Annotated in this window: 26 protein-coding genes; 8 read left to right on the top strand and 18 right to left on the bottom strand. The window is 70.6% G+C overall.

Annotation, left to right across the window (positions count from 1 at the left end):
• Nucleotides 1-27 precede the first annotated feature (27 nt).
• Complete coding sequence (locus ASG73_RS17015; RefSeq protein ID WP_055998253.1) at nucleotides 28-225, top strand: DUF3073 domain-containing protein; 198 nt, start codon at nucleotides 28-30, stop codon at nucleotides 223-225.
• A 23-nt stretch (nucleotides 226-248) separates the two neighbouring features.
• Here ASG73_RS17015 and ASG73_RS17010 read toward each other — a convergent pair whose 3' ends face one another.
• The 4 genes from ASG73_RS17010 to ASG73_RS16995 all read right to left on the bottom strand — a co-directional run bounded on the left by ASG73_RS17010 (nucleotide 249) and on the right by ASG73_RS16995 (nucleotide 3,846).
• Nucleotides 249-836: a helix-turn-helix transcriptional regulator gene (locus ASG73_RS17010; RefSeq protein WP_055998250.1), complete on the bottom strand. Its 588-nt coding sequence runs from the start codon at nucleotides 834-836 to the stop codon at nucleotides 249-251.
• Nucleotides 837-856: 20 nt separating this feature from the next.
• The gene (gene purM / locus ASG73_RS17005; protein WP_055998247.1) at nucleotides 857-1,972 is read right to left on the bottom strand and encodes a phosphoribosylformylglycinamidine cyclo-ligase; all 1,116 of its coding nucleotides are present in this window, start codon (nucleotides 1,970-1,972) and stop codon (nucleotides 857-859) included.
• Entirely contained in the window at nucleotides 1,969-3,495 is a 1,527-nt protein-coding gene (gene purF, locus ASG73_RS17000) for an amidophosphoribosyltransferase (RefSeq protein WP_055998244.1), read from the bottom strand. Before purF ends, purM begins: the two co-directional genes overlap by 4 nt.
• A 117-nt stretch (nucleotides 3,496-3,612) precedes the next feature.
• A complete protein-coding gene (locus tag ASG73_RS16995; protein WP_055998241.1) occupies nucleotides 3,613-3,846 on the bottom strand; it encodes a hypothetical protein in 234 nt (77 codons plus the stop codon).
• 22 nt (nucleotides 3,847-3,868) lie between these two features.
• On the opposite strand from ASG73_RS16995, the gene ASG73_RS16990 reads away from it, so the two are divergent.
• Nucleotides 3,869-4,954: a Gfo/Idh/MocA family protein gene (locus tag ASG73_RS16990; RefSeq protein ID WP_235499501.1), complete on the top strand. Its 1,086-nt coding sequence runs from the start codon at nucleotides 3,869-3,871 to the stop codon at nucleotides 4,952-4,954.
• Here the strand turns inward: ASG73_RS16990 and ASG73_RS16985 are convergent.
• The gene (locus ASG73_RS16985) at nucleotides 4,899-5,276 is read right to left on the bottom strand and encodes a sterol carrier family protein (RefSeq protein ID WP_235499500.1); all 378 of its coding nucleotides are present in this window, start codon (nucleotides 5,274-5,276) and stop codon (nucleotides 4,899-4,901) included. The two genes, ASG73_RS16990 and ASG73_RS16985, sit on opposite strands and share 56 nt — an antisense overlap.
• A 144-nt stretch (nucleotides 5,277-5,420) precedes the next feature.
• On the opposite strand from ASG73_RS16985, the gene ASG73_RS16980 reads away from it, so the two are divergent.
• Entirely contained in the window at nucleotides 5,421-7,715 is a 2,295-nt protein-coding gene (locus ASG73_RS16980) for a bifunctional metallophosphatase/5'-nucleotidase (protein WP_055998235.1), read from the top strand.
• An 81-nt stretch (nucleotides 7,716-7,796) separates the two neighbouring features.
• Nucleotides 7,797-8,612 (top strand): spermidine synthase, encoded by an 816-nt coding sequence (locus ASG73_RS16975; RefSeq protein WP_055998232.1) that lies wholly within the window; start codon nucleotides 7,797-7,799, stop codon nucleotides 8,610-8,612.
• Nucleotides 8,613-8,758: 146 nt separating this feature from the next.
• On the opposite strand, the gene ASG73_RS16970 is transcribed toward ASG73_RS16975, so the two are convergent.
• Nucleotides 8,759-9,424 (bottom strand): HAD family hydrolase, encoded by a 666-nt coding sequence (locus ASG73_RS16970; protein ID WP_055998229.1) that lies wholly within the window; start codon nucleotides 9,422-9,424, stop codon nucleotides 8,759-8,761.
• A complete protein-coding gene (locus ASG73_RS16965) occupies nucleotides 9,417-9,875 on the bottom strand; it encodes a MarR family winged helix-turn-helix transcriptional regulator (protein ID WP_055998226.1) in 459 nt (152 codons plus the stop codon). The genes ASG73_RS16970 and ASG73_RS16965 overlap by 8 nt, the downstream gene beginning before the upstream one ends.
• A gap of 138 nt (nucleotides 9,876-10,013) precedes the next feature.
• On the opposite strand from ASG73_RS16965, the gene ASG73_RS16960 reads away from it, so the two are divergent.
• Nucleotides 10,014-11,174, top strand: a complete 1,161-nt coding sequence (locus ASG73_RS16960) for an MFS transporter (protein ID WP_055998224.1) — start codon at nucleotides 10,014-10,016, stop codon at nucleotides 11,172-11,174.
• A gap of 106 nt (nucleotides 11,175-11,280) precedes the next feature.
• Here ASG73_RS16960 and purL read toward each other — a convergent pair whose 3' ends face one another.
• From purL to purS, 3 genes are read right to left on the bottom strand one after another with little or no spacing between them, the layout of a single operon-like run.
• Entirely contained in the window at nucleotides 11,281-13,548 is a 2,268-nt protein-coding gene (gene purL, locus ASG73_RS16955) for a phosphoribosylformylglycinamidine synthase subunit PurL (RefSeq protein WP_055998221.1), read from the bottom strand.
• Nucleotides 13,545-14,216 carry a phosphoribosylformylglycinamidine synthase subunit PurQ gene (gene purQ, locus ASG73_RS16950; protein ID WP_055998218.1) on the bottom strand — a complete coding sequence of 224 codons (672 nt, stop codon included), beginning with the start codon at nucleotides 14,214-14,216 and terminating at the stop codon, nucleotides 13,545-13,547. Before purQ ends, purL begins: the two co-directional genes overlap by 4 nt.
• Entirely contained in the window at nucleotides 14,213-14,503 is a 291-nt protein-coding gene (gene purS, locus ASG73_RS16945) for a phosphoribosylformylglycinamidine synthase subunit PurS (protein ID WP_055998215.1), read from the bottom strand. Before purS ends, purQ begins: the two co-directional genes overlap by 4 nt.
• 107 nt (nucleotides 14,504-14,610) lie before the next feature.
• Between purS and ASG73_RS16940 the strand changes: the two genes are divergently transcribed.
• A complete protein-coding gene (locus ASG73_RS16940) occupies nucleotides 14,611-16,266 on the top strand; it encodes an ABC1 kinase family protein (RefSeq protein ID WP_200946940.1) in 1,656 nt (551 codons plus the stop codon).
• 62 nt (nucleotides 16,267-16,328) lie between these two features.
• Here ASG73_RS16940 and ASG73_RS16935 read toward each other — a convergent pair whose 3' ends face one another.
• Together ASG73_RS16935 and ASG73_RS16930 are read right to left on the bottom strand one after the other, a co-directional pair.
• Complete coding sequence (locus tag ASG73_RS16935; RefSeq protein WP_055998209.1) at nucleotides 16,329-18,809, bottom strand: polysaccharide pyruvyl transferase family protein; 2,481 nt, start codon at nucleotides 18,807-18,809, stop codon at nucleotides 16,329-16,331.
• 211 nt (nucleotides 18,810-19,020) lie between these two features.
• Nucleotides 19,021-20,574, bottom strand: a complete 1,554-nt coding sequence (locus ASG73_RS16930; protein ID WP_055998206.1) for a fatty acyl-CoA synthetase — start codon at nucleotides 20,572-20,574, stop codon at nucleotides 19,021-19,023.
• 90 nt (nucleotides 20,575-20,664) lie between these two features.
• On the opposite strand from ASG73_RS16930, the gene ASG73_RS16925 reads away from it, so the two are divergent.
• A complete protein-coding gene (locus ASG73_RS16925; RefSeq protein ID WP_055998203.1) occupies nucleotides 20,665-21,033 on the top strand; it encodes a nuclear transport factor 2 family protein in 369 nt (122 codons plus the stop codon).
• Here the strand turns inward: ASG73_RS16925 and ASG73_RS16920 are convergent.
• The 5 genes from ASG73_RS16920 to soxR all read right to left on the bottom strand — a co-directional run bounded on the left by ASG73_RS16920 (nucleotide 21,027) and on the right by soxR (nucleotide 24,186).
• Nucleotides 21,027-21,473, bottom strand: coding sequence for a helix-turn-helix domain-containing protein (locus ASG73_RS16920; RefSeq protein WP_055998200.1), 447 nt, complete (start codon nucleotides 21,471-21,473; stop codon nucleotides 21,027-21,029). The genes ASG73_RS16925 and ASG73_RS16920 overlap by 7 nt on opposite strands.
• Entirely contained in the window at nucleotides 21,470-22,165 is a 696-nt protein-coding gene (locus ASG73_RS16915) for a hypothetical protein (RefSeq protein WP_055998197.1), read from the bottom strand. Before ASG73_RS16915 ends, ASG73_RS16920 begins: the two co-directional genes overlap by 4 nt.
• Before the next feature lie 26 nt (nucleotides 22,166-22,191).
• The gene (locus tag ASG73_RS16910; RefSeq protein WP_055998194.1) at nucleotides 22,192-23,148 is read right to left on the bottom strand and encodes a phosphoribosylaminoimidazolesuccinocarboxamide synthase; all 957 of its coding nucleotides are present in this window, start codon (nucleotides 23,146-23,148) and stop codon (nucleotides 22,192-22,194) included.
• A 22-nt stretch (nucleotides 23,149-23,170) separates the two neighbouring features.
• Nucleotides 23,171-23,566, bottom strand: coding sequence for a hypothetical protein (locus ASG73_RS16905; protein ID WP_055998291.1), 396 nt, complete (start codon nucleotides 23,564-23,566; stop codon nucleotides 23,171-23,173).
• Nucleotides 23,567-23,727: 161 nt separating this feature from the next.
• Nucleotides 23,728-24,186 carry a redox-sensitive transcriptional activator SoxR gene (gene soxR / locus ASG73_RS16900; RefSeq protein WP_055998191.1) on the bottom strand — a complete coding sequence of 153 codons (459 nt, stop codon included), beginning with the start codon at nucleotides 24,184-24,186 and terminating at the stop codon, nucleotides 23,728-23,730.
• Between the two features lie 55 nt (nucleotides 24,187-24,241).
• Between soxR and ASG73_RS16895 the strand changes: the two genes are divergently transcribed.
• Nucleotides 24,242-24,544, top strand: a complete 303-nt coding sequence (locus ASG73_RS16895; RefSeq protein ID WP_055998287.1) for a WhiB family transcriptional regulator — start codon at nucleotides 24,242-24,244, stop codon at nucleotides 24,542-24,544.
• A 133-nt stretch (nucleotides 24,545-24,677) separates the two neighbouring features.
• On the opposite strand, the gene purD is transcribed toward ASG73_RS16895, so the two are convergent.
• Nucleotides 24,678-25,967: a phosphoribosylamine--glycine ligase gene (gene purD / locus ASG73_RS16890; RefSeq protein WP_055998188.1), complete on the bottom strand. Its 1,290-nt coding sequence runs from the start codon at nucleotides 25,965-25,967 to the stop codon at nucleotides 24,678-24,680.
• Between the last annotated feature and the right edge of the window lie 280 nt (nucleotides 25,968-26,247).

Raw genomic sequence — 26,247 nt, 5'->3', positions numbered from 1 at the left:
CGCACTAGCGTATGAGGGGGTCACGCCATGGGGCGCGGCCGAGCGAAAGCAAAGCAGACCAAGGTTGCCCGCGAGCTGAAGTACTACTCGCCGGACACCGATCTGCGGGCGCTGGAGTCGGAACTTCACGGTCAGTCCACCAAGCCGGCGACACGTGCGACGCACGATGACGCCCGCGACGCGGACCCGGACGACTACGACGACTGGTCCCCGCCGCAGCGGTGACGCTGCGTCGTTGACCCAGTGAGTCAGATCAACCCCTGACGACGAGCCTCGGCGGCTGCCGCTTCGCGGTGACGCACCCCGAGCCGCCCGTACGTGTGCGACAGGTGTGACTTCACGGCCGACAGGCTGAGGTAGAGACACTCTGCGATCTCCTGGTTGCCCAGACCGGCATCCACGAGCCGCAGCACCTCCACCTCCCGACCCGTCAGCGGTGAGACCTCCCGCCGCGTGCGCTGGACCAGCGGTCCCGTCACGGGTTGATCTGTCTCGGCAACCTCACCTCGGGCTGCGGCCCGGATCGCCGCCCCGATCTGCAGCGGTGTGCTCGAGTCCGCCACGCACCCGTGCGCTCCGCGGGCCAGCAGCTCATCGGTGGCCTCGACATCACGCATGAGCACGATCCAGGCCACGTCTGCCGGGCGCTGCGGGTGGGACAGCACGTCCAGCGGCCCGTCGCCCACGTCCAACCCCCCGAGCAGGACCACGACATCGGTGGCCGGAGTCGACGCGACCTCGACGAGGGTGGCTGCCGGCGTGGTGAGCTCGAGATCGGGCTCCGCGGTCAGGACCGCGACGAGCGCCTGCCGGCGGGACTCGTCGGCATCGGCCACGAGGACCCGCGTGCGGGGTCTCAGACGTGCTCCCCGACGACCTGCACGGCGCCGCCGTGCACTCCCTTCGCCCCCTGGACGACCTCGATGCCCGCCTGCGGGCTGGTCGTGGCGGCGTCGGAGACCTCACCGAGGACCCAGGCATCGATGCCAGCGGCTCTGGAGCGCGCGATCGCCGCGTCGACGGACTCCTGCGGCAGGGCAGCGACGAAACCGATGCCCATGTTGAGCGTGCGCTCGAGGTCGGCCCGAGGCACGGCCCCGAGCTGGCCGATGAGGGAGAAGATCGGCGGCGGCGTCCACGTGGCGCGATCGACCCGGGCCAGCGTGCCCTCGGGCAGCACCCGGGCGAGGTTGGCGGCCAGGCCGCCTCCCGTGACGTGGCTGAGCGCGTGCACGTCGACGTCGTCGGCACGCACGAGGTCGAGCAGTGCCTTGGTGTAGATCCGGGTCGGCTCGAGGAGCTCCTCGCCGAGGGTTCGGCCGAGCTCGTCGACCTGTCGGTCCAGCTGCCAGCCGGCCGAGGCGATGACCCGACGCACGAGCGAGTAGCCGTTGGAGTGCAGGCCCGAGGAGGCCAGGGCGAGGACGACGTCGCCGGCAGCCACGCGGTCCGGGCCGAGGACGTCGTCGAGCTCGACGACGCCGGTGGCGGCACCCGCCACGTCGTACTCGTCAGGGTCGAGCAGGCCGGGGTGCTCCGCGGTCTCGCCGCCGACGAGCGCCACACCGGCGAGCTCGCAACCCTTCGCGATGCCGGCGACGATGGCCGCGATGCGCTCGGGGACGACCTTGCCGGTGGCGATGTAGTCCGTCATGAAGAGCGGCTCGGCCCCGCAGACGACGATGTCGTCGACGACCATGCCGACCAGGTCCTGCCCGATGGTGTCGTGGCGGTCGAGTGCCTGCGCGATGGCGACCTTGGTCCCGACGCCGTCGGTGGAGGTCGCGAGGACCGGGTGGCGCATCCCTTGCAGCGCGGAGGCGTCGAACATCCCGGCGAAACCGCCGAGGCCACCCAGGACCTCGGGGCGGGTCGCGCGACGGACCGACTCCTTCATCAGGTCGACGGCCTTGTCGCCGGCCTCGACATCGACTCCGGCATCGGCGTAGGTGATCGGGGTCTGCTGGGTCACGGTCGGCGTACCGCCTCTTCGGTCGGGGTGAACTCGAGCTCGAGCAGGGACTTGCCGAGGCGGTCCTCGCTCGGCAGCTCCATCGGGTAGGTCCCGGAGAAGCACGCGGTGCACAGCTCGTCGGGCGACTGAGCGGTCGCGGCGACCATGCCGTCCTCGCTGATGTAGCCGAGCGAGTCCGCGCCGAGGGAGGTACGGATCTCGTCGACCCCGAGCCCGGTGGCGATCAGCTCCGCGCGGGTGGCGAAGTCGATGCCGAAGAAGCAGGGCCACTTGATCGGCGGGGAGGAGATGCGCACGTGGATCTCGGCAGCGCCTGCTTCGCGCAGCATCCGCACGACGGCCCGCTGGGTGTTGCCGCGCACGATGGAGTCGTCGACGATGATCAGGCGCTTGCCCTTGATCACGTGGTGCAGCGGGTTGAGCTTGAGCCGGATGCCGAGCTGACGGATCGTCTGGCTCGGCTGGATGAAGGTGCGTCCGACGTAGGCGTTCTTGACCAGCCCCTGGCCGAAGGGGATCCCCGACTCCTGCGCGTAGCCGATCGCCGCAGGGGTCCCGGACTCTGGTGTCGCGATGACGAGGTCGGCCTCGACCGGGTGCTCCCGGGCCAGGGTGCGGCCCATCTCGACGCGGGCCTCGTGGACGGTCGTGCCGTTGATCGTCGTGTCGGGGCGGGCGAGGTAGACGTACTCGAAGACGCAGCCCTTGCGGGCCGGCTCGGCGAACTGCTGGGTGCGCAGCCCGTCCTCGTCGATGGTGACCAGCTCGCCGGGCTCGACCTCGCGGACGAAGGAGGCACCGACGATGTCCAGGGCCGCGGTCTCGGACGCGACGACCCACCCTCGCTCGAGGCGACCGATGACCAGGGGCCGCAGACCCTGGGGGTCGCGGGCCGCGTAGAGGGTGTTCTCGTTCATGAAGACGAAGCAGAAGGCGCCGCGCAGCTTGGGCAGCAGGTCCATCGCGGCGTCCTCGAGCGACTGGTGCTCGTCGTGCGCCAGGAGGGCGGTGACCAGAGCCGTGTCGGAGGTGTTGCCGCGGCGCAGCTCGCCATCGGTGATCCGGCGGATCTTGCCGTCGTCACCGGGGATCTCGTCGCCGTGGCTCTCGACGAGCTCACGCAGCTCGGCGGAGTTGACGAGGTTGCCGTTGTGGGCCAGGGCCACCGTGCCGGTCTCGTGCCCGCCGAGGGTCGGCTGCGCGTTTTCCCAGGTCGACCCACCGGTCGTGGAGTAGCGGCAGTGGCCGACGGCGATGTGACCGCGAAGGGTGGACAGGCTCCGCTCGTCGAAGACCTGGGAGACCAGACCCATGTCCTTGTAGACGAGGATCTGCCTCCCGTTGGAGGTCGCGATGCCTGCCGACTCCTGGCCACGGTGCTGCAGCGCGTACAGCCCGTAGTAGGTCAGCTTGGCGACGTCCTCACCGGGCGCCCAGACGCCGAAGACACCGCAAGCGTCTTGAGGTCCCTTTTCGCCTGGTAGCAGGTCATGGGACAGGTTTCCGTCTCCGCGTGGCACGGGGACCAGTCTCCCACAGGCGCGTGCTACCCCGCGTCCCCCTCCACTTCCCCTCTCCTTGAGGTCGTGCACACCCGAGGGCGAATCTCCTTGAGGTCGTGCGAAGGGAGGGTGCTTCTACCTGCGGTAGGTGAGCAGCGCGACGACGACGGCGCCGACCAGGGCGCCCAGCAGCAGACCGAGGACGCTCATGTAGCCCAGGGCCGCGCTCGGGTCGTAGGTGATGTCGAAGCCCTCGTTGCGGTTGGGCCCGATCCACGAGATGACGCCGAAGACGATGAAGCCGATGATCGCCCCGGTCGCGACGAAGGGGACGGGCTTGGGATTGCTTCGGGGGCGTTTGGTGCTCACCCCTCCATCGTAGGTTGAGTCCATGAGCAGCCAGCGCCCGCATGCCGACGTCCCGGGGATGAAGCTCCCACCCGCCCGGACGCCGGACCCGGCGAGTGCTCCACCGCTGCGGTGGGGCCTGCTGGGCGCCGGGTGGATCGCCTCGGAGATGGCCTTCTCCCTGCAGGGCACGAGCCAGCAGGTGGTGGCGATCGGCTCCCGTGATCTCGGGCGCGCGCAGGCCTTCGTCGGCGAGCACGCCCCGGGAGCCCGTGCGCACGGTGACTACGCGAGTCTCGTGGCCGACCCGCACGTCGACGTCGTGTATGTCGCGAGCCCGCACAGCGAGCACCTCGAGCACGCCCTGCTCGCGATCGCGGCCGGCAAGCACGTCCTCGTCGAGAAGGCGATGGCTCCCACCGCTGGCGAGGCGTCGCAGATCGTCGCCGCGGCCCGGGAGGCCGGGGTCTTCTGCATGGAGGCGATGTGGACCCGCTTCCTCCCGCACATCGACGTCCTGCGGCAGGTCCTCGACTCCGGGATCCTCGGCGAGGTCAGCACCGTGCTCGCGGACCACTCCATCCCGCTGTGGCCGGAGGGCCCCGAGCGTCTGGCCAGTCCGGACCTCGCAGGTGGAGCGATGCTCGACCTGGGCATCTACCCGCTGTCCTTCGCCTCGCTGGTCCTCGGGGGCATCTCCAGCGCCGCCGGCCTGGGCTCGCTCACCGATCGCGGGGTCGACCGACGGCTCGCCTTCGTCGTGCAGGGGCCAACGGGCGCGGTCGGCTCCCTCGCCACGGACATGTCCGCATCCTCCCCGACGACGGCCTCGGTCAACGGCACCTGGGCACGGCTGGAGCTGGACTCGATGTTCTACCAGCCGACGACGATGCGGCTGGTCGGCGCGGACGGCGTCGTCCTCGACGAGATGGTCGGCGACCCGATCGAGCAGCACCGCGGGCTGCGCCACGAGGCGACCGAGGTCGCTCTGCGGGTCGCCGCAGGCGAGACGGAGTCCCCCGTCATGCCGCTGGACGAGTCCGTCCGCCTGCTGGCGGTCGTCGACGAGCTGCTCAGCCCCCTTCGCGCAGGGGCAGGTGGGCCGACAGGTCCGTGCGCTGACCGCTGACGCGGACCCTCCCTTCGGCCACACCGTCCGCCCAGGCGAGGTCACCGACGGCCAGCTCCAGCCAGGTCTGCGGGTCGGTCTCGACCACGGCGGGCGGGGTGCCGCGGGTGTGGACCGGGCCCGCCACGCACTGCGCTGCGGCGAAGGGAGGAACCCGCACCTCCACGCTGCGGCCGGGGGCAGCGTCGGCCAGCTCGGCGACGGTGTGTCGCACCGCGGTCGCGAGGGTCGCGCGGTCCACCGTCGAACGGTCCTGCATGGCTGACCACGCGTGCAGCGCGGACCACCCTTCGTCCACGGGGATCCGACGTCGTCCAGCCACGGACCCATTGTCCCACCCCCGACCGTTCACCGGATTGCCACATCCGCGACCTCGCTCAGCCCACATCCGTCTCCTGAGTGCGGCAGAGTCACCTCGGTGTGCCCGTGCAGGGCACGTCACACTGCTGTGTTCTGGGAGGAACCCATGTCCGTGAAGAAGAGGGGCGCGTCGCTGCTCGTCGGTGTCGGTGCCATCACCGCACTCGTCGCCACAGCGGGAGCCGCGCACGCTGCTGACCCCGTCGACCCGGGTGGCATCGACCCGGCGCTGACCACGGTCAACCTGCTCAACATCAACGACTTCCACGGTCGCATCGACGACGACAACACCGGCGAGCTGGGCAAGACCTTCGCCTGCACCGTCGTCTCCACGCGGGCGGCTCTCGGCGCGGACTCGACCGCGCTGCTGTCCGCCGGCGACAACATCGGGGCCTCCCCCTTCACCTCCTCCTCGCAGGAGGACGGGCCGACGATCAGCTTCCTCAACGCGCTCGGCCTCGAGGCCACGGCGGTGGGCAACCACGAGTTCGACCGCGGCTTCTCCGACCTCACCGGTCGGGTGGACCAGGCGGCGGACTTCGACCAGCTCGGCGCCAATGTCTACGAGCGCGGCACCACGACCCCGGCGCTCCAGGAGTACGAGGTCATCGAGGTCAGCGGGCTGCAGGTCGCCGTCATCGGCGCGGTCACCCGGCAGACCCCCTCGCTCGTCTCCCCGCAGGGCGTCGCCGGTCTCGACTTCGGCGACCCGGTCGAGGCGGTCAACCGTGTCGCTGCACAGCTCAAGGACGGTGACGCCACCAACGGCGAGGCCGACATCGTCGTCGCCGAGTACCACGAGGGCGCGACCGCCGGCGCCGACAGCAGCACGCTCGCGCAGCAGGTCGCCGCGGGCGGCGCCTTCGCCGACATCGTGCAGGACACCGCCGACGAGGTCGACGCGATCTTCACCGGCCACACCCACATGGACTACGCGTGGGACGCGCCGGCGCCCGGCGGCGGGACCCGCCCGATCATCCAGACCGGCTCCTACGCCAGCAACCTCGGCCAGGTGCAGCTCGGCTTCGACCCCGCGACCCGCAAGGTCACGCAGTACTCGGCGACCAATGTCCCGACCGGCACCGTGACGCCCGAGTGCGAGGCCGACGCGGCCTACACGTCGGCCGCCCAGGTCGTCGACGACGCCGTCGCCGAGGCCGAGGTCCTGGGCAGGACGGTCATCGGCACGGTGTCCGACGACATCACGACGGCGGTCAAGACCGACGGCGGCCGTGACGACCGGCAGCGCGAGTCGACCCTGGGCAACCTCACCGCCGACATCTGGCTCGACGCGCTCAACCAGCCGGGCCGTCCCGGCGCCGACATCGGGATCATGAACCCCGGCGGTCTGCGTGACGAGCTGCGCCACGCCCCCACCGGCGACGAGGCGCCGGGCGAGGTCACCTACGCCGAGGCGGCGTCGATCAACCCCTTCGCCAACACGATGATGACCGTCGATGTCACCGGCGCGCAGTTCATCACGCTGCTCGAGCAGCAGTGGCAGCCCGAGGGCAGCTCGCGGCCCTTCCTCAAGCTGGGCCTGTCGGACAACGTCACCTACACCTACGACCCGGACGCCGCCAACGGCAGCCACATCACCTCCGTGGCCGTCGACGGCCAGCCGATCGACGAGGCCGCGACCTACACGGTCACGTCCGGGTCCTTCCTCATCGGTGGCGGTGACAACTTCACCGTGCTGCAGGAGGGCGCCAACGCCAAGGACACCGGCCTGATCGACACCGACGCCTTCGTCAGCTACTTCGAGCGCAACGCGAGCGTCGACCCGGACTTCCGCAAGCAGGCAGTGGCCGTCTCGGGCCAGCCGAGCGAGCTCACCGCGGGCGACGAGGTCTCCTTCACCGTCTCGGGCCTCGACATGACGTCGGTGGACTCCCCGACGAGCACCGAGGTCGAGGTCTTCGTCGGCGACACGTCGGTCGGTACCTTCCCGGTCACCGCCGGCCTCATCGACGGTGTCCCGACCCGCAACGGGAGCGCGGACATCACCTTCACGGTGCCGGACGGCCTGTCGGCGGGCGCGGCGACGCTGCGCGTCGTCACCTCTCCGGGTGGCACCGAGGCGAGCCTGCCGGTGACCGTCACCGCGGGTACGTCGACCTCGACGAGCACCTCCGGCACCAGCACGTCGAGCAGCAGCACGTCGGGTACCAGCACCTCGGGGAGCAGCACGAGCGGGACGGCGACCTCCACGAGCACGTCCGGCTCCGGGACGGCGACGTCCACGAGCGACGACGACGTGACCGGCCCGGTCGTCGAGACCGACCGTCCGGGTGGGCCGATGGACGCCGGGATCGCCGGGTCCGGCCTGGGCCTGCTCCTCGCGGCCGGCATCGCGCTGGCCCTCGCGGGCGTCCGCCGCACCGCGGGACGTCGCCACTGACGTCCTGGCACGGCTCCATGTCGAAGGGAGGCGCGCACCGTTGGGTGCGTGCCTCCCTTCGTCGTGTGTGAAGGTGTCGCCATGGCGACAGTGGAGCTGGTCCCCGACGAGCACGGCGGAGTGACGGTGATGCGCGACGGGCACCCGCAGAGCCACGTCGACGTCGACGACCCCGGCCACCTCGTCTTCGAGTACGTGCAGCACATGGCGGCCGTGATCGACGCGGTCTTCCCCGGCCCCGACCCGGTCGGCGTCACGCACGTGGGCGGCGCCGGCCTGACCCTGCCGCGCTGGGTCCAGTCCACCCGGCCGGGCTCGCCACAGATCGTCCTCGAGCCCGACGAGGCGCTCACCGCGACGGTCCGCGAGGAGCTGCCCCTCCCCCGCGGTCACCGCATCCGGGTGCGGCCACAGCTCGGGCGGCCCGGTGTCGAGGCGCTCAAGGACGCCTCCGCCCACGCGGTGGTCGTGGACGCCTTCGACGAAGGGAGGGTCCCCGCCGATCTGCAGACGCTCGAGTTCTTCACCCACGCCGCGAGCGTGCTGCGCCCCGACGGGGTGCTGGTGATGAACTCCCCCGACGAGCCGGGCTGGCGCCATCTCGCCGATGTGGTCGCGGGGCTGCGAGCGGGCTTCGGCCCCGGCGGGAGCGTGGCGCTGATCGCCATGCGCGATGTGATCAAGGGGCGTCGCTACGGCAATGCCGTGCTCGTCGCCGCGCACCGACCGCTCGACCTCGACGAGATCCGGCGGCAGGTCGCCCGCTGGCCCTTCCCCTCAGGCGTCCTCGCGGGGTCGGCGCTGGCCAAGCGGACGTCCAGCGGTCGGCCGCTCACGGACGGCGAGTCCCGCCCTTCGCCCTCGGCTCCCGACCCGGGCCAGTGGCGGGTGCGCTGAGCGGGCTGGCCCACCCGCCCCGCAACCGCCAACGCCAACGCCGACGCCACAAACTGTGGCTGGCCACATCTCGTGTGGTCAGCCACAGCACGTGGTGTGGCTGACCATCCATGCTGTAGCCAGCCACAGTTTGTGCGAAGGGGGTGTCAGCCCAGTGCGGCCAGGCGGGAGACGACCGACGGCAGGTCCGCCATGTCGTCGATGACGGCGCTGGCCTCGTCGAGCCATCCCGCGGGGGTCATGTCGCTGCGGTAGCCCACGACGGGCATGCCCGCGGCCACGGCCGCCTCGATCCCGGCCAGGCTGTCCTCGACGACGATGCAGCGCTGCGGGTCGAAACCCATCTGCTCGGCCGCGAGGAGGAAGACGTCCGGCGCCGGCTTGCCGTGCTCCACCTGCTCGGCGCTGAACCGTGCATGCTCGGGGAAGAGCCCGTCCAGGCCCGTGCGAACAAGCTTGGTCCCGATCGCCGTCATGAGCGAGCCCGAGGCGACGCACACCGCACACCCGAGCTCCTCGACGGCCGCGACGGCCTCCGCCGCCCCGGGGATCGGCTCGAGCTCCTCCTGGCTGCGATGGAACTCCGCCCGCCAGACCTTCTCCCACTCGGGATCCGGGACGGCACCCGTGAGCTCGGCGAGGGTGACGCGGTTGTCCTTGTAGGCCTTACCGACGAAGGTCTCGACCGCGTCGGCCTCGGTGAAGTCCACACCGGCGTCGCGCATCATGCCGGTCCAGGTGCGCACGTTGAGCCGCTCGCTGTCGACGAGCACGCCGTCGCAGTCGAAGACGACCAGCCACGAGTCAGCCATGGGCAGGCACCATGTCGAGGGCGTGGAGGGAGTCGACGAGGGGAGCCAGCTCCGGCTGCTCGCGCGCATCGGACAGGGCCACCTCGAGCACCTTGTCGTGGGTGGGGCGGGCCTGGTGCAGCATGGTCCGGCCCTGCTCGGTCAGCTCGGTGTAGATCCCGCGGCGGTCGTCGGCGCACAGGATGCGGGTCAGCAGAGCACGGTCCTCGAGCCGGTTGACCAGTCGGGTCGTCGCGCTGCTCGAGAGCGCTGCGGCGCGGGCCAGCTGGGACATGCGCATGTGCCACCCCGACTGTCGGCTCAGGGCGTCGAGCACCGTGAACTCCACGACGGACAGCCCGTGCTCCGCCTGCAGCGAGCGCTCCAGCTCACCCTCGATCAGTCCGTGCAGTGCGGCGAGCGTGCGCCAGCCCCGGGCGCGGATCTCGACCGCGTCATCAGCGATTCCCATAACCGAACAATATCAGGCGACTTGCAACAACACGCGTGTGCAACTACTTTGCTCCTCATGGCAACTACTTGCACACGCCCTATATCCGCGCCAGACGCATCCATGGTGGTGGCGCCCGAGCCACTGCCCTCGCGACGGATGCCTGCGGGCCTCATCGCCCTTGCGGCCGGCGGCTTCGGCATCGGCCTGACCGAGTTCGTCATTGCCGGGCTGCTCCCCGAGGTGGCAGCGGACTTCCGTGTCGACGAAGCGACAGCCGGTTGGCTGATCTCCGGCTACGCACTCTCGGTCGCCGTCGGAGCCATCCTGCTGACAGCGGTCGCCACGCGCTTCGATCGCAAGCGGGTCCTCCTCGCGCTCATGACCCTCTTCATCGCGGGCAACACGCTCTCGGCGCTCGCCAGCACCTACGAGGTGATGCTCGCCGGCCGGATCGTCGCGGCGCTGTGCCACGGTGCCTTCTTCGGCATCGGATCAGTCGTCGCGGCCTCGCTGGTCAGTCCCGAACGTCGCGCCGGAGCCATCGCCGTGATGTTCACCGGTCTCACCGCTGCCAATGTCCTCGGCGTCCCGCTCGGCACGCTGCTGGGTCAGCAGCTCGGCTGGCGCTCGACCTTCTGGGCCATCACGCTCATCGGCATCGCCGCCTTCGTGGCGATCGCTGCACTCGTACCGCAGGGTGCAGGCCGGGGCGAAGGGGAGGCCTCCCTCCGTGACGAGGTGGCCGCCTTCCGCGAGAGCCAGGTCTGGCTGTCCCTGCTCGTCACCGTGCTCGGCTTCGGCGGGATGTTCGGCGCCTTCACCTACATCGCCTTCCTGCTCACCGACGTCTCCGGGTTCGCCTCCTCCAGCGTGCCGTGGCTGCTGATCCTCTTCGGCGGCGGGCTCTTCGTCGGCAACACCCTCGGCGGCCGCGCTGCCGACCGGTCCCGCGCACTCACCCTCGTGGTGACCCTCGCGGCGCTGTCGCTCGTCATGGTCGGCTTCGCGCTCGTCGCCTCCTCTCCCTGGCTGACCGTCGTGGCGCTGGTGCTCATGGGCGGCTTCGGCTTTGCGACCGTGCCAGCCCTCCAGATGCGGGTCATGGCCTGGGCGGGCGACGCCCAGACCCTCGCCTCGGGTGCCAACATCGCGGCCTTCAACATCGGCAATGCCATCGGCGCGTGGATCGGTGGGATGACGATCGCGGCCGGGCTCGGGTACACCTCACCCCTCTGGGTGGGTGCCGGCATGGCGGCGCTGGCTCTGCTCGTGGCCCTCGTCGCGGAGCGTCTCGCTGCTGCCGGACGCGACGCCTGATCGCTGCATTGCCCTAGGGCAATGCAGCCCTCACGCGCAGAGACCGTGCATTGCCCTAGGGCAATGCACGGTCTCTGTGTGGCGTGGCCCGAGGCGGGTCAGGGCGTCAGCCGAAGTACTGCCGCATCGTGCCGGTGTGCGCCGCGCGCATCTCCTCGAGGCCCACCTCGAAGGCGTCCTTGACCTTGAGCCGGTCGCCGTCGGTGCTGCCGAGGCGGGCGATCGGGACACCGTGGGTCTCGGCGATGCCGGCGACGGTGGCCAGGTCGGCCTCGGAGCGCACGGTGACCAGCGCACGGGCGGTGGACTCTGAGTACAGCGCGGTGAAGGCGTCGACCCCGTCGCGCTGGAGGACCGGCGACAGGTCGACCGAGGCACCGATGCCACCGGTCATGGCCGACTCCGCCAGCGTCACGGCGAGACCGCCGTCGGACAGGTCGTGGGAGCTGGTCAGCACGCCACGACGCACCGCGTCGACGAAGAAGTCGGCCAGCGCCTTCTCCGCCTTGAGGTCGACCCGGGGCGGCTGGCCGCCGAGGTGGCCGTGCAGCGCGTGCGCCCACTCACCACCATCGAGCTCGTCCCGCGTCTCACCGAGAAGGAGGACGATCTCCCCCTTCGTCTCGAAGCCGGAGGAGACGACCGTCGCGACATCATCGATGACACCGAGCACGCCGACGACAGGCGTCGGGTGGATCGCCGTCTCACCGGTCTGGTTGTAGAAGGAGACATTGCCGCCGGTCACCGGGATGCCCAGCTCGAGGCAGGCGTCGAAGAGCCCGCCGATGGCCTGCTGGAACTGCCACATGACGGCCGGGTCCTCGGGCGAGCCGAAGTTGAGGCAGTCGGTGACGGCCAGCGGCAGGGCGCCGGTGGTCGCGACATTGCGATAGGACTCGGCCAACGCCAGCTGCGCACCGGCGTAGGGGTCGAGCCGACCAAAACGGCCGTTGCAGTCCGTCGAGAGCGCGACACCGAGGCCGGTCTCCTCGTCGACGCGCACGACGCCCGAGTCGTGCGGCATGGCGCGCTTGGTGTTGCCCAGGACGTAGCGGTCGTACTGGTTGGTGACCCAGGACTTGTCGCAGATGTTGGGCGAGGCGAGCAGCGCCAGCAGGTCCGCGCCAAGGTCGCTCGGGCGGGGAAGGGAGTCGCTCGAGTCGGCCTGCACCGCGTCGAGCCACTCCGGCCGGGCGATCGGACGCTCGTAGACCGGGCCGTCGTGGGCCACGGAGCGCGGCGGCACGTCGACGATGGTCTCGCCGTGCCAGGTGACGACGAGACGGTCACCCTCGGTGACCTCACCGAGGACGGCGGCCTCGACATCCCAGCGGCCGGTGATCTCGAGGAAGGCGTCGAGCTTGTCGGGCGCGACGACGGCCATCATCCGCTCCTGCGACTCCGACATCAGGATCTCCTCGGGGGAGAGCGTGGAGTCGCGCAGCGGGACGCGGTCGAGCTCGATGCTCATGCCGCCGTCACCGGCGGAGGCGAGCTCGGAGGTGGCGCAGGACAGGCCCGCTCCGCCGAGGTCCTGGATGCCCTCGACGACGCCTGCGGCGTAGAGGTCGAGGCAGCACTCGATGAGCACCTTCTCCGCGAAGGGGTCGCCGACCTGCACGGCGGGGCGCTTGGCGGGGCCGCCCTCGTCGAAGGTCTCGGACGCGAGGATCGAGACGCCACCGATGCCGTCGCCGCCGGTCTTGGCACCGAAGAGCACGATCTTGTTGCCCGCACCCGTGGCATTGGCCAGGTGCAGGTCCTCGTGGCGCAGCGACCCGACGCACAGCGCGTTGACGAGCGGGTTGCCCTGGTAGCACTCGTCGAAGACGATCTCGCCACCGATGTTGGGCAGGCCGAGGGAGTTGCCGTAACCGCCGACGCCCCGGACGACGCCGGGCAGGACCCGGGCGGTGTCGGGGTGGTCGATGGCACCGAAGCGAAGGGGGTCCATGACGGCGATCGGGCGGGCGCCCATCGCCATGATGTCGCGGACGATGCCGCCGATGCCGGTGGCCGCGCCCTGGTAGGGCTCGACATAGCTCGGGTGGTTGTGGGACTCGACCTTGAAGGTCACCGCCCAGCCCTGACCGATGTCGATGACGCCCGCGTTCTCGCCGATGCCGGCGAGGGTCTTGCCCAGCGGCGTCTCGGAGGGCAGGTCGCCGAAGCGCTTCAGGTGGACCTTGGAGGACTTGTAGCTGCAGTGCTCGGACCACATGACCGAGTACATGGCCAGCTCGGCGCTCGTGGGGCGACGCCCGAGGATGGCGACGATGCGCTCGTACTCGTCCTGCTTGAGGCCGAGGTCGGCCCAGGGCTGCTGTACGTCAGGGGTCTGGGCGGCCTGGGTGACGGTGTCGAGGATGCTCATGCGGACACCACCTGCTGCAGGACGGACGTGAAGAAGGTGCGACCGTCCAGGCTCGGGCCGAACCCCTCCTCGACGGCGTGCTCGGGGTGCGGCATGAGCCCGACGACGTTGCCGCGCTCGTTGGTGATGCCGGCGATGTCACGCGAGGAACCGTTGGGGTTGCCTCCGACATAGCGGAAGGCGACCTGTCCCTCCCCTTCGAGCCGGTCGAGGGTGGCCTCGTCGGCGACGAACTGGCCGTCCTGGTTCTTCAGCACGACGGTGATCTCCTGGTCGACCTCGAAGCCGTTGGTCCACGCACTGCTCGCGTTCTCCACCCGCAGGACCTGGTCCTGGCAGAGGAACTTGCGATGGTCGTTCTGGATCATCGATCCGGGCAGCAGGTGCGACTCGGTGAGGATCTGGAAGCCGTTGCAGATGCCGAGGACCGGCAGGCCGCCCTTCGCCGCCGTGATGACCTCGGTCATGACCGGGGCGAAGCGGGCGATGGCCCCGGCGCGCAGGTAGTCGCCGTAGGAGAAGCCGCCGGGGATGACGACGGCATCGACGCCGCGCAGGTCCGCGTCACCGTGCCACAGCTCGACGGCCTCGCCGCCGGCGATGCGCACGGCGCGGCGGGCGTCGGAGTCGTCGAGGCTGCCGGGGAAGGTGACGACGCCGATCTTCACGCGCCCGCCCCGGTGATCGGCGCCTGCTCCGGCTCGTCGCTCGTCAGCTCGTGGACGTTGACGACGTCCTCGATGACGGGGTTGGACAGGAGCGTCTCGGCGGCCTCGCGGGCCTTGGCGAGGTGCTCGTCCGTGACCTCACCGTCGACGGAGAGGACGAAGCGCTTGCCCTGCCTCACGTCGGTGAACTGGTCCAGGCCCAGACGGGGCAGCGCCCCGCGGACGGCCTGACCCTGGGGGTCGAGGATCTCGGGCTTGAGCATGACGTCGACGACGATGCGTCCCACGGGGAATCTCCTGGTGCGAAGGGGGTGCGTCCGGGGGTGAGTCTACGGGCGAGCCCAAGGCTGCTCCTCTGGTGCCCACGACGAGTATCCGCAGGCAAGATATGACCATGAGCGCCAGCCGATACTCCGACCTCGTGCGACTCCTCCTGCGCCACTCCCGAGGCGACCTCCTCTCCGGTGCGCAGCAGGACGACCTCGCGGCTGGCGCGGACCAGCCCGAGGGTGCCCGCGACGACGCCGAGGCCTTCGCCGCGGACCTCGAGGCCATGGGGCCGACCTACATCAAGCTCGGTCAGCTGCTCTCCACGCGCTTCGACCTGCTGCCGCCGGCCTACACCGAGGCTCTGACCCGGCTGCAGGACTCCGTGGCGCCCTTCCCCTTCGAGGAGGTGCGCGAGATCGTCGAGGAGGAGCTGGGCGCCCGGATCAAGGACCTCTTCGCCTTCTTCGACGAGGAGCCGCTCGCGGCGGCCTCCCTCGGGCAGGTCCACCGGGCGACGACCCGCTCCGGCAGGGACGTCGTCGTCAAGGTGCAGCGCCCCGACGTGCGCGAGACCGTCCGGGGCGACATGGACGCGCTCGACACCGTGACCGGACTCGCGGATCGGCACACGAGCGTGGGCCGCTCCTACGGTCTCAACCAGCTGCTGCGCCAGTTCCGCCGCTCGCTCGTCGACGAGCTCGACTACCGGCGCGAGGCGCGCAACCTGCTGCGCTTCATCGAGCTGACCTCGCAGCACGACCGGCTCGTCGTGCCCGAGCCGGTGCTGCAGCTGTCCACGACACGAGTGCTGACGATGGAGTACATCGAGGGCCGCAAGGTCACCGACCTCGGCCCGCTGGCCCTCATCGATCTCGACGCCCGTCCCGTCGTCGAGCAGCTCTTCCACTGCTACCTGCGGATGATCCTCGACGACGGCGTGCTGCATGCGGACCCCCACCCGGGCAACCTGCTCATCACCGAGGACGGGCGCCTCGCGCTGCTGGACCTCGGGATGGTCGCCACCGTTCCTCGACGGGTGCAGACCCATGTCACCAAGCTCTTGCTGGCGATCAACGACGGTGAGGGCGAGGAGGTTGCTGCCGTCCTGGCCGACATGGGCCACGCGCTCGAGGACAACGATCCCGGCGCCTTCCGCGACGATGTCGCGCACCTGGTGAGCGAGGCGGTGTCCAGCGGGGCCGACCTCGAGGCCGGCCGCCTGCTCGTCGACCTCTCCCGCCTCTCCGGCATGCACGGTCTGCGACCGCCCGCCGAGATGGCGATGATCGGCAAGGCGCTGCTCAACCTCGACCAGACGACATCGCACCTGGACCCGGACTTCTCCCCCGCAGAGGCGATCCGCGACAACGTGTCCGACATCTTCGCCTCGTCGCTCAAGCTCTCGCCCGGCGGGATGCTCACGGCGGCCATCGAGGCCAAGGAGTTCACCGCGCAGCTGCCCAAGCGGGCCAACCGGATCCTCGACACCCTCGCGCGCGGCGAGATGCGCCTGCGCGTCGACGCCATCGACGAGCAGCGGCTGCACCTCGTGCTCCAACGGGTCGGCAACCGCTTGACCCTCGGCCTGATCATCGCGGCGACCATCATCGGTGCGGCGATGATGATGCGTGTCGACACCGACGCGCGGATCCTCGGGTTCCCCGCGATCGCGATGGTCTTCTTCACCTTCGCGGTGCTCGCGGCCGTCGCTCTCGCGGTGCACATCGTGCTGACCGACCGGGCGGTCGCGCGCCGCCACCCGTCCGACGAGGACGGCTAGGCGGCGGGAGGCCCGGACGGGTCAACGGTCGTGCTCACCAATCCGGGACCTGCGCCTCTGACTCAGCTCGCCGTCCACTCCGCAGCGAAGGGGGTCACCGACCCGGACCACGGCTTGGTCGTGTCCCGCCAGTTGACGACGGCCGGCTCGTCCTGCACCTCGTACCCGGGGGCGTGGTTCCACACGGCGTCGAGATCCGTGCGTCGGGGCCCGACGACGAGGTTGAGCGCCTCGCGGAAGGTCATGCCGTAGTCGACGACCAGGGGCGCGAGGTGACCACTGAGGTTGTCGCGCCGGGCCGCCTCGAGGTCGAGCACCATGACATTGGTGTCGAAGGTCGCGAACTCACCCGGGCGCAGGCCGTGCGCGGCCATCAGGAAGTCGAGGGCCTTGCGGTTGTCGTCGCCCTGCCGGCTGGACACGCGGTGGATGAGGGCCAGGCCGCTCTGCCGGCCGCGGTGACGGTCCGCGGTCGCGGTGACCAGGGACCCTTCCGTGGGCGCCTGGGCCGCCAGCGTGGCGAGGTCCTGGCGCACCAGCGCCGGCGCCGTGAGGAAGACCGCGCGCTGGGCCTGCGGCAGCGCCGCAGCCGTCAGGGCGAGGGCCAGCTCCTGCTGGGCGGCGGGCTTGAGGTCGCTGCCCAGGCTGGTCAGGGCCGACGCGTCGAGGTCGACCCAGTGCACGCTCAGCGGCAGGTCCTGGGCGAGGAGCTTCTTGCGCTCGGCGCTGGTCGCGCCGGCGGCGACCAGCCAGACCTCGACCGGGGTCGAGGTGTGGGCGTCGATCGACCGGATGAGCTTGGGCAGGTGCTTCAGCTCTCCGCGCCGCACGTCCACGACGACGTTGATGGTGTCGGCGCTGGAGGCCTGGGCGATGTCGGTACCCGCCGCCGGCACGAGGGAGGCCACGGTGTCTGCGTCGAGCACGCGCAGGTGCTTGGAGGCCAGCAGCTCGTCCGCCTCGGCCATGGCGGGAGCGGTGATCTCGCGCCACTTCGCGTAGACGTCGTCCTCGCTGGCCCCCGAGGCGATGGTCTGCAGCATGACCGAGACCTTGTCGAGGATGCCCTGACGGATCCGCTCGAAGTCCTCGTCGGTGGTGTCGATCAGGCCGCCGAAGCGGGTGTCGGACCGGTTCTTCGGCAGGAAGGTGACCGTGGAGCCGACCGAGCGCGAAGGGAGGTTGCAGTGCAGGCGGGAGGTGATGACCTTGTCGTACTCGAGGTGGTAGTGGGAGACCCAGTCGCGGGCGAGCCGCAGGTTCTCGACGAAGGAGAGGTCCCGGATGCCGGTCTGGACCTGGGTGCGCGACACCCCCGGACCGGTCTGCGGGGAGTCGACGTAGATGGTGGCGTCTCGCGTGTCCTCGCCATCACGGCGGAAGACGGTGTCGACGGTGGTCGTCATGCAGCCGGAGAAGAAGGCGGGGACCCCGACAGCGCGCAGCAGGGCGACGCTCTGCCAGTCGCGGCAACCGATCGGTGCGTACTTGCGCAGGTAGTCGACGACCTCAGGGGTCAGCATCTCCGGGAAGCGGACGTAGACCGACAGGATGATGGGGCGCACGTTGTCGTGGAAGGGGATGGCGAAGCCCTGGCCGAACATGTGGTGCATGAACCAACCGAAGGTCACCGCCCAGGTCTGCTCGGGGACGGCCTGGAAGGGGTTGCCGTCGCGGTTGAGCTCGAAGAGGTTGAGCGTGGCCGATGGTCCGTCGACGATGCGCTCGGTCTTGGTCGACGCCCGCAGCTCGGCGGCGAAGTCGACGAGGTCCGCGTTGCCGGTGAAGCTGAAGTTGCGCTGCCGCACGATGTGCCCCATCGAGGCCACCGTCTGGATGTAGTCGCCGATGTTGCGCGAGACGACGTCGGGCTGGTCGTAGCCGATCACGCCGTAGTTGATGGCTCCCGCGACCTGCGGGATCTCGGCCCGCTTCGTGCCCTCGGGGAGCCAGGTGGCCAAGCGCGCGAGCTCCTTGCGGACCGCCTTGGACGTCGCGCCCTCGGGGATCTCCTCCGCCTGCTTGATGAGGACCCTGGCCTGCTCGTGCAGGCCCCGGACGAGGGACTTCTGGGCGACACGCAGCAGGGAGTTGCCGCTCCAGCTGCGGTACCGGCCCGAGGCGAGGTCCTCGTCGAGGACCGTGGCAGCGTCGTCGCCCAGCGCACCGAAGGCAGCCGCGTAGAGCTCGTTGGCCACGGGCTCCGAGGCCGGCGTGCCGGCGATCTCGGAGAAGACCGACCAGGCCCTGTCAGGTCCAGAGCTGTTGAGCAGGGCGACACCGAGCACGGCAGAGCCCAGGTCGCGCGTGGCCGGCCGTCCTCGCAGGGCATGGCCGAGTGCGACGGCCTTGTCCCGCTCGCCGTTCTTGACCAGGCCACGGACCTCGGTCAGGAGCGACTCGTCCAGCGATGCCCCGCGGACCAGCTGGTCGGAGTCCACGGTCGGGGTCCGTGCCGCACGGCCCGCATCGGCCTTCGGCTGGACGGCCTCCCGGCTCGGGGCCACCTCGCTCGCGCCGGCGAGCCTCGCGACCGTGGGCATGACTCGGCCCGCCGCGGGCCGCAGCACCTTCTTGAGACGACTCTTCAGGGGAGGAAGAAGCGGATCAATGGACCGGCGGGGGGAGTTCATGGTGATTGGCTACGCCTTCGTTTGATGCTGGTGCACTCGACCCTTGACTCTAACGGGAGCCGCCGTGGCGGACCCCGTGAGCCGCGGGGGGTCGGCGCGTCGAAGGTGCGTCCACGGGGTGTCAGCTGAAGCGCTCCCGCAGCTCGCGCTTGAGGATCTTGCCGCTCGGGTTCTTGGGCAGCTCGGTGAGGATCTCGATCCGCTTGGGCCGCTTGTAGGGGGCGAGGATCCCGGCGCAGTGCTCCTGGAGCGCCTCGACGCTCAGGGTCGATCCCTCGCGAGCCACGACCGTCGCGGTGACGGCCTCGATCCACTTGGGGTCGGCCAGCGCGAAGACGGCGACCTCGGCCACGTCGGGATGCGTGTAGATCGCCTCCTCGACCTCGCGGGAGGCGACATTCTCGCCACCGGTCTTGATCATGTCCTTCTTGCGGTCGACGATCGTGATCCTCCCTTCGTCGTCGGCGACGGCCAGGTCACCGGAGTGGAACCAGCCCCCGGCGAAGGCCTCTGCGGTCTTGGCCTCGTTGCGCCAGTAGCCGGCCGCGATCTGCGGGCTGCGGTGCACGACCTCGCCGACCTCGCCGACAGGGACCTCGTTGCCGTCGTCGTCGACGAGCCGGGTCTCGACATTGAGCACCGGGAAGCCCGCCGAGCCCGCGTGACTCAGCTGCTCGTGCGGCGGCAGGATCGTCGCGACGGGCGCGAGCTCGGTCTGGCCGTAGAAGTTCCACAGGTCGAGCTCCGGCAGCCGCTGCAGGATCTCCTTGAGCACCTCGACCGGCATGGCCGCCGCCCCGTAGTAGCCCTTGCGCAGCGAGGACAGCTCTGTGGAGTCGAAGTCGGCGTGCCGCAGCAGCCCGATCCACACCGTCGGCGGCGCGAAGTACTTCGTGATCCCGTGCTCGGCGATGGCGCGCAGCACTGCCCCCGGCTCCGGCGCGGGCAGGATGATGCTCGTCGCGCCCAGCATGATGTCCGGGCCGAGGAAGCAGTCCAGCTGTGCGCAGTGGTAGAGCGGCAGGGTGTGCAGGTCGATGTCGTCGCCGGTCATGCCACCGTCGATGATCGCGCTCAGGTACTCGGCCTGCAGGGCACGGGAGGTGAGCAGCGCCCCCTTCGGCCGCGACTCGGTGCCAGAGGTGTACATCAGGCGGATCGGGTCGTCGTCCGCGACGAGCGGTGGCGTCCAGTCGGAGGCATCGGTCCCGACGAGATCGGCGAAGGGGGTCCACCCCGCGGCCTCTCCCCCGGAGACGATGCGCGTGGTCACCTCCTGCCCGCTGCTCTCGATCGCGGACTGCGCCGTCGCGACGAACTCGGGCTGGGCGACGAAGGCGACCGGCTCGGCGTCGCCGAGGATCCAGCCGACCTCGTCGGCGGTGAGCATGAAGTTGATCGGCACGAGGATGGCCCCAAGGCGCGCGGCGCCCCAGGCGATCGCGGCGAACTCGGCGCTGTTGCGACTGAGCAGGGCGACCCGGTCCCCCTTCGCCACGCCGTGCTCGGCCAGACCGGCGGCCACGGAGCTGACGATCGCGTCGAGCTCGCGGAAGCTCCACCGGGTCTCCCCGTCGATGATCGCCGTCTTGTCGCGGAAGCGGGAAGCGCTGCGGCGCAACACCTCTCCCAGTCCGTTGGCGCGGGCAGTGGCCATCTCGGTCGTCGTCGACATGACCGCAGTCTGCCCCGGGACGCGGCTTGGCGGAAGGGCGGGGACGCCCGCCACCGAGCGGCTGTCGGCGCCCGGCCCTATCGTCCACGCATGGACGGACACGCACTCATCACGCAGTACTGGCGCGCCTGCGAGGAGCGGGACTGGGAGACCTTCGGGCAGGCGGTGGCGCCCGACGTCGTCTACCGAGATCCCCAGACCCGCGAGATCGTGCGCGGTCGCGCCGACTACGTGGCCTTCAACCAGACCTACCCCGGTGACTGGCACCTCACGGTCGAGCGGGTCATCGCCCGGGACGACGAAGGGGTGAGCTGGACGACCGTCGCAGTCGGCGAGGAGACCATGACCGGTCTGTGCTTCTTCCGCTTCAGCGATGGCCTGATCACCGAGATCGACGACTTCTGGCCGGAGCCCTACGAGCCGCCGGCGCGGGAGGTCGCGGTCGTCGGTCGTTACTGAGCAGGCGTGGCACGTCCACCAGCGCCCCGCATGCGGTGCATCATCGTCGCCGAGGGCACGACCCGCCCCGTGCGATAGGTCGAGAGCCGGCTGCGCGAGGTACCGACGCTGCGCGCGAACTCCTCCGTCGTCATGCCGGAGTCGGCGACGAGCCGCCGAACTTCGTCGGCCACCGCCGCACGCTCCCGCTCCTCGGCCTGGCGTCGCGCCCGAGCGATGGCGCGACCGAGCAATGGCCCCACCCCATAGGGAGACTCGTAGGACAGGTAGTCCTCCACCTGACGGGCCACCGGCCCCCACGGGTCCGCATCGATGGCCCGGGTCAGCACGATCCAGTCGGTGATCGAGCCTCGCTCGATGACCGTGACGATCGCCTCGTAGGGCCAGGTCCCGACGGGTGCGGTCGGATCGACGTCGACATTGCGGAAGGAGACGCTCACGACTCGGCCTCGAGTCGATCCACCACGGCATCGGCCAGCGCCTGGCAGGCCCCGACCACGGCCCCCCAGTCCTGCCACCGGGCCACCAGGCCCTTGTACGAGGACAGCTGTCGCGTCACCCGCACATCGCGGGGATCCGGTTGCGAGAGCCGCTGCGTGAGGACGGTCAGGACGGAGTCGGACTCTCCCGACCGGTCCGCGTAGTAGGCATCGATCTCGCTCAGCGCCGCCACCGCGCCCGCGCTCCCCAGCCGGTCGGCGAGAGCCACGACGTCGAGGTAGTCCCGCACCTGGTTGCGCTGCACGACGAGGTAGGCCTTGATGCGGAGGCACTCGACGGGGGTGGGCACGCGCAGCGCGTGCCCACGCACGTCCACCACCTCGATCTCCAGCGGCCGGGTCCGACGCAGCTGGCGCAGGCCCGCCTCCACCCCGTCGAGCGAGCCGAGCAGAGTGAGAGGGGGCGAGCTGGCGCGCACGCTCGTGGCCCAACCCTGCGTGGCCTCGACGGCCTCGACGACATCGGCGTAACGCGCCGCCAGATCGGTCACGACGTGGTCGTGGTCAAAGGACTGACGATGCTCCGCATAGAAGGCAGCGGCGGACCCTCCGACGAGCACGGCGTCGGGGACGATCTCCTGCAAGTGGGCTGCAGACTCGAGGACACGGGCCAGCGTGGGCTGCGCGATCATCCACCCATCGTATCCGATCTGATACGTCAGGAGCGGAAGGTCTGCCCCGTCAGCCGCTCGTAGGCCTCGACGTACTTGGCCCGGGTCTGCGCGACGACGTCCTCCGGGAGCGAAGGGGGCGCCTCGCCCGAGCTCTTGTCCCACCCGCTCGCCGAGGACGTCAGCCAGTCGCGGACGTACTGCTTGTCGTAGCTGGGCTGCTGACGTCCCGGCTCCCAGGACTCGGCCGGCCAAAAGCGTGAGGAGTCCGGTGTGAGGACCTCGTCCGCGAGGACGATCTCGCAGTCGGCCCCCCGGTCGCGGATCGCGGCCCGCTCGTCCTCCCCTTCGCCCAGGGTGAGGCCACGCAGGCCGAACTCGACCTTGGTGTCCGCGAGGATGATGCCGCGCTCGGTGGCGATCTCGTTGCCGCGCTGCAGGATCCGCACGGTGAGGTCGCGGGCACGCTCGGCGAGCGCCTGACCGATCTCGTCGACGACTCCGCCGAAGGGGATCGGCTCGTCGTGCTCGCCCATCGGCGCCTTGGTCGAGGGGGTGAAGATCGGCTCAGGCAGCGGCGATCCGTCGACGAGGCCGGCGGGCAGCTCGACACCGCTCACGGCGCCACTCGCTCGGTACTCGTTCAACCCGCCGCCCGTGAGGTAGGCCCGGGCGACGCACTCGACGGGCAGCATCGCGAGGCGCTCGACGAGGACCGCCCGGCCGGCGACGGCCGCGGGCACCTCCGTCGAGACGACGTGGTGCGGCACGAGGTCGGCCATCTGCTCGAACCACCACAACGACATCTGGGTCAGCACGGCCCCCTTGTCGGGGATCGGGGTGTCGAGGACGAAGTCGTAGGCCGACATCCGGTCGCTCGCCACGAGGAGGAGCCGGTCCGCTCGCGGGGCACCGTCAGCTCCCAGGGGTGCGTAGAGGTCGCGCACCTTGCCGGAGTAGACGTGGGCGTATCCGGGCAGCTCGAGGTGGCCGTCAGTCGTCATGGGCCCATCTTCGCAGGCAGCGTCAGGGCCCGTCGCGGCGCTCCGCCACCTTCATCTCCGCCTCGAAGAGGTGGCGCTTGCCGTCGACGAGCGCCTCACGCGCTGCGGCCTCGGCGGCCGTGAAGGTCTCGTAGTACGTGGCGTCGTACTCCTCGACGATCTGGTAGCTCCAGCGGTCGGGGAGCACGTTGCGCCCCACGAGGTTGGTCTGCAGGTCGTCGGCGATCGCGGTGTGGCCTGCCTCGCGCAGGAGTCGCACCGCCTCCTGGAGCGTCAGGTCGGCCGTGCCGCACCGGCGGTGGAAGGCGTAGAGGTGGCCCCGGGTCTCCTCGACCACCTCGAGGGCCTCGGACAGCTTGCCGAGCGCCTCGACCGTCAGGTCGTCGACGCCGTCCGGTCTGCGGTGTGCTTCGTCCATGAGGACCACATACCCGATCGGGCGCCGGGCACGCGCGTTCAGCGGGACGGAGCGAACGCCGAGCAAGCCCCCCGGACAGTGACCGTTCGTCTGCATTGCCCTAGGGGAATGCAGGCCTTCAGTGACCGTTCGTCTGCATTGCCCTAGGGGAATGCAGGCCTTCAGTGACCTTCGCGCAGGCCCTGCGGCCACCGTCCGGCCCCGGGGCCCTCCTGCGCATGCCGATCATCCGCGTTGTAGATCGGGCAGGTGCTCGTGGACAGGCAGCCGCAGCCGATGCAGCCGGACGTGGTGTCGCGCAGCTCGACGAGCGCGTCGATCCGCTCCTGGAGCGCGTCGTGCCATCGGCGGGAGAGTCGCTGCCAGTCCCTCGCGGTCGGCGGGCGGTCCGCCGGGAGGGTGTCGAGCGCCTGACGGATGTCTGCGAGCGCCAGACCGAAGCGCTGTGCTGCCCGGACGAAGGCGAGACGCCGCAGCGTGTGCCGCGGGTACCGACGCTGGTTGCCGGACGTGCGGGTGGAGTGGACGATCCCCTTGGACTCGTAGAAGCGCAGCGTCGGCACGCTCACCCCGGCCCGTGCCGCCGTCTCGCCGATCGTCAGGAGATCGCGCTTGTCCATGGCCGACAACCTAGCGCTTGACCTCAAGTGGACTTCAGGTCAGAGGCTGGAGGGCATGTCCTCGACGATCGCCGCCCGGGCGACCACGCCCCCTTCGCCATCGACCCCGTCGTCACGGCCGGGCTCCCCGTCGACGCCCTGCGCGAGCGACCCGGAGCTGTGGTTCGCCGAGAGCCCCGCTGACCTGGAGCACGCCAAGGTCCTGTACCGGGGCTGCCCACTGCGGATGATGTGCCTGCAGGGCGCGCTCGAACGGCGCGAACCCTGGGGCGTGTGGGGTGGCGAGATCCTCGACGAGGGCCGGGTCATCGCCCGCAAGCGGGTGAGAGGGCGCCCGCGCAAGGACACGGCGGCCTGAGCCCCCTTCGCTGGCGGCAGCCCGACGAGTGGACGGCAACACGCGGACGAAAGGCCGGCGCGTTCACCTCCACCGAGCGCGGTGGCGCGCGGTCGCGTGGGCGCGCGGTCGCGGTCGCGGTCGCGGTCGCGGGTCAGGCGCGGATCTCGCCGCGGGCTGCGCGCAGGGCGATGTCGGTGCGGTGGTGGCCACCATCGAGACCGATCTGCTCGACGGCCTCGTAGGCACGCTGGCGGGCCCGGACCAGGTCGTCACCGAGGGCGACGACGGACAGGACGCGGCCGCCGGCGGAGACCAGCTGGGCCCGGACCTCGTCGATCGCGGTGCCGGCGTGCAGGACGTGGACGTGATCGGCCAGATCGCTCGCGGCCAGGGCCTCCAGCCCGTCGATGGCCACACCGGTGACGGGCGCGGCCGGGTAGCCCTCGGCCGCGATGACGACCGTCACCGACGCCTGCGGGCTCCAGCGCAGCGGTTCGAGCTCGTCGAGCCGACCATCGGCAGCCGCTGCGAGCAGCACCGCCAGCGGCGACTCGAGGCGCGCGAGGACCGACTGGGTCTCCGGGTCACCGAAGCGCACGTTGAACTCGATGACCCGCGGCCCGCGCGAGGTGAGCGCCAGACCGACGTAGAGCACCCCGACGAAGGGAGTCCCCCGCCTGGCCATCTCGTCGACCACCGGCTGCGCGACCCGAGCGACGACATCGTCGACGAGCCCCTCGGGGGCCCACGTCAGCGGGCTGTAGGCGCCCATCCCACCGGTGTTGGGGCCCTCGTCACCGTCGAAGATCCGCTTGAAGTCCTGGGCGAGGTCCAGCGGGACCACGGTGGTCCCGTCGCAGATGCAGAAGAGGCTCGCCTCGGGGCCGTCGAGGAACTCCTCGATGACGACGCGGGCGTCGGCTCCCTTCGCCAGGCAGGCCAGACCGTGCTCCATGGCGACGGCCCGGTCCTCGGTGACCACCACTCCCTTGCCGGCCGCCAGACCGTCGTCCTTGACGACGAAGGGGGGACCGAAGGCGTCGAGCGCCTGGGCCAGCTGCGCCTCGTCGGCGCAGACGTGCGCCATCGCGGTCGGCACCTCGGCGGCAGCCATGACCTCCTTGGCGTAGGCCTTGCTGCCCTCGAGCCGAGCCGCACCGGCATCCGGCCCGAAGCAGCGGAACCCGGCCTCGCGCAGGACATCGGCGACGCCCGCGACGAGCGGGGCCTCCGGCCCGACGACGACGAGGTCCACCGCGTGACGCCGGGCGAGCTCGACGACGGCCTGCGGGTCGGTCGCGTCGACCGGCTCGTTGAGCGCCAGGGCGTCGGTACCGGGGTTGCCCGGGGCGGCGATGACCGCAGCCACCGTGGGATCGAGGGTGAGGGCGCGGACGAGAGCGTGCTCGCGGGCGCCGGAGCCGATGACGAGAACCTTCACGGGGGCGAGCCTACGGCTCTTCGAGGCTCACGCGCCGCACCCCCTGGAGCGGTGAGACGACCGCAAAAGGGCATGAGGGAGGGCGCAGCTCTCGGCAGGCAGGGGGTATCTGTCGTGAGCTGCGCCCCAGGTCGCGGGTCCAGACATCAGGGGGGACACCGACCGCGCGACCGTCGACCGAAGCCGACCTGTCGATAGTGACACTTTGTTGAGGGTGAAATCAAGATGGTGCCGTGAAGTTCTTGCCGCTCGCCTGCCGCCCCACCGCAAGCACTGCCGC

It is taken from the genome of Janibacter sp. Soil728 (assembly GCF_001428305.1).
GTDB lineage: Bacteria > Actinomycetota > Actinomycetes > Actinomycetales > Dermatophilaceae > Janibacter.
This window is presented reverse-complemented; position numbering and strand designations above follow the sequence as displayed.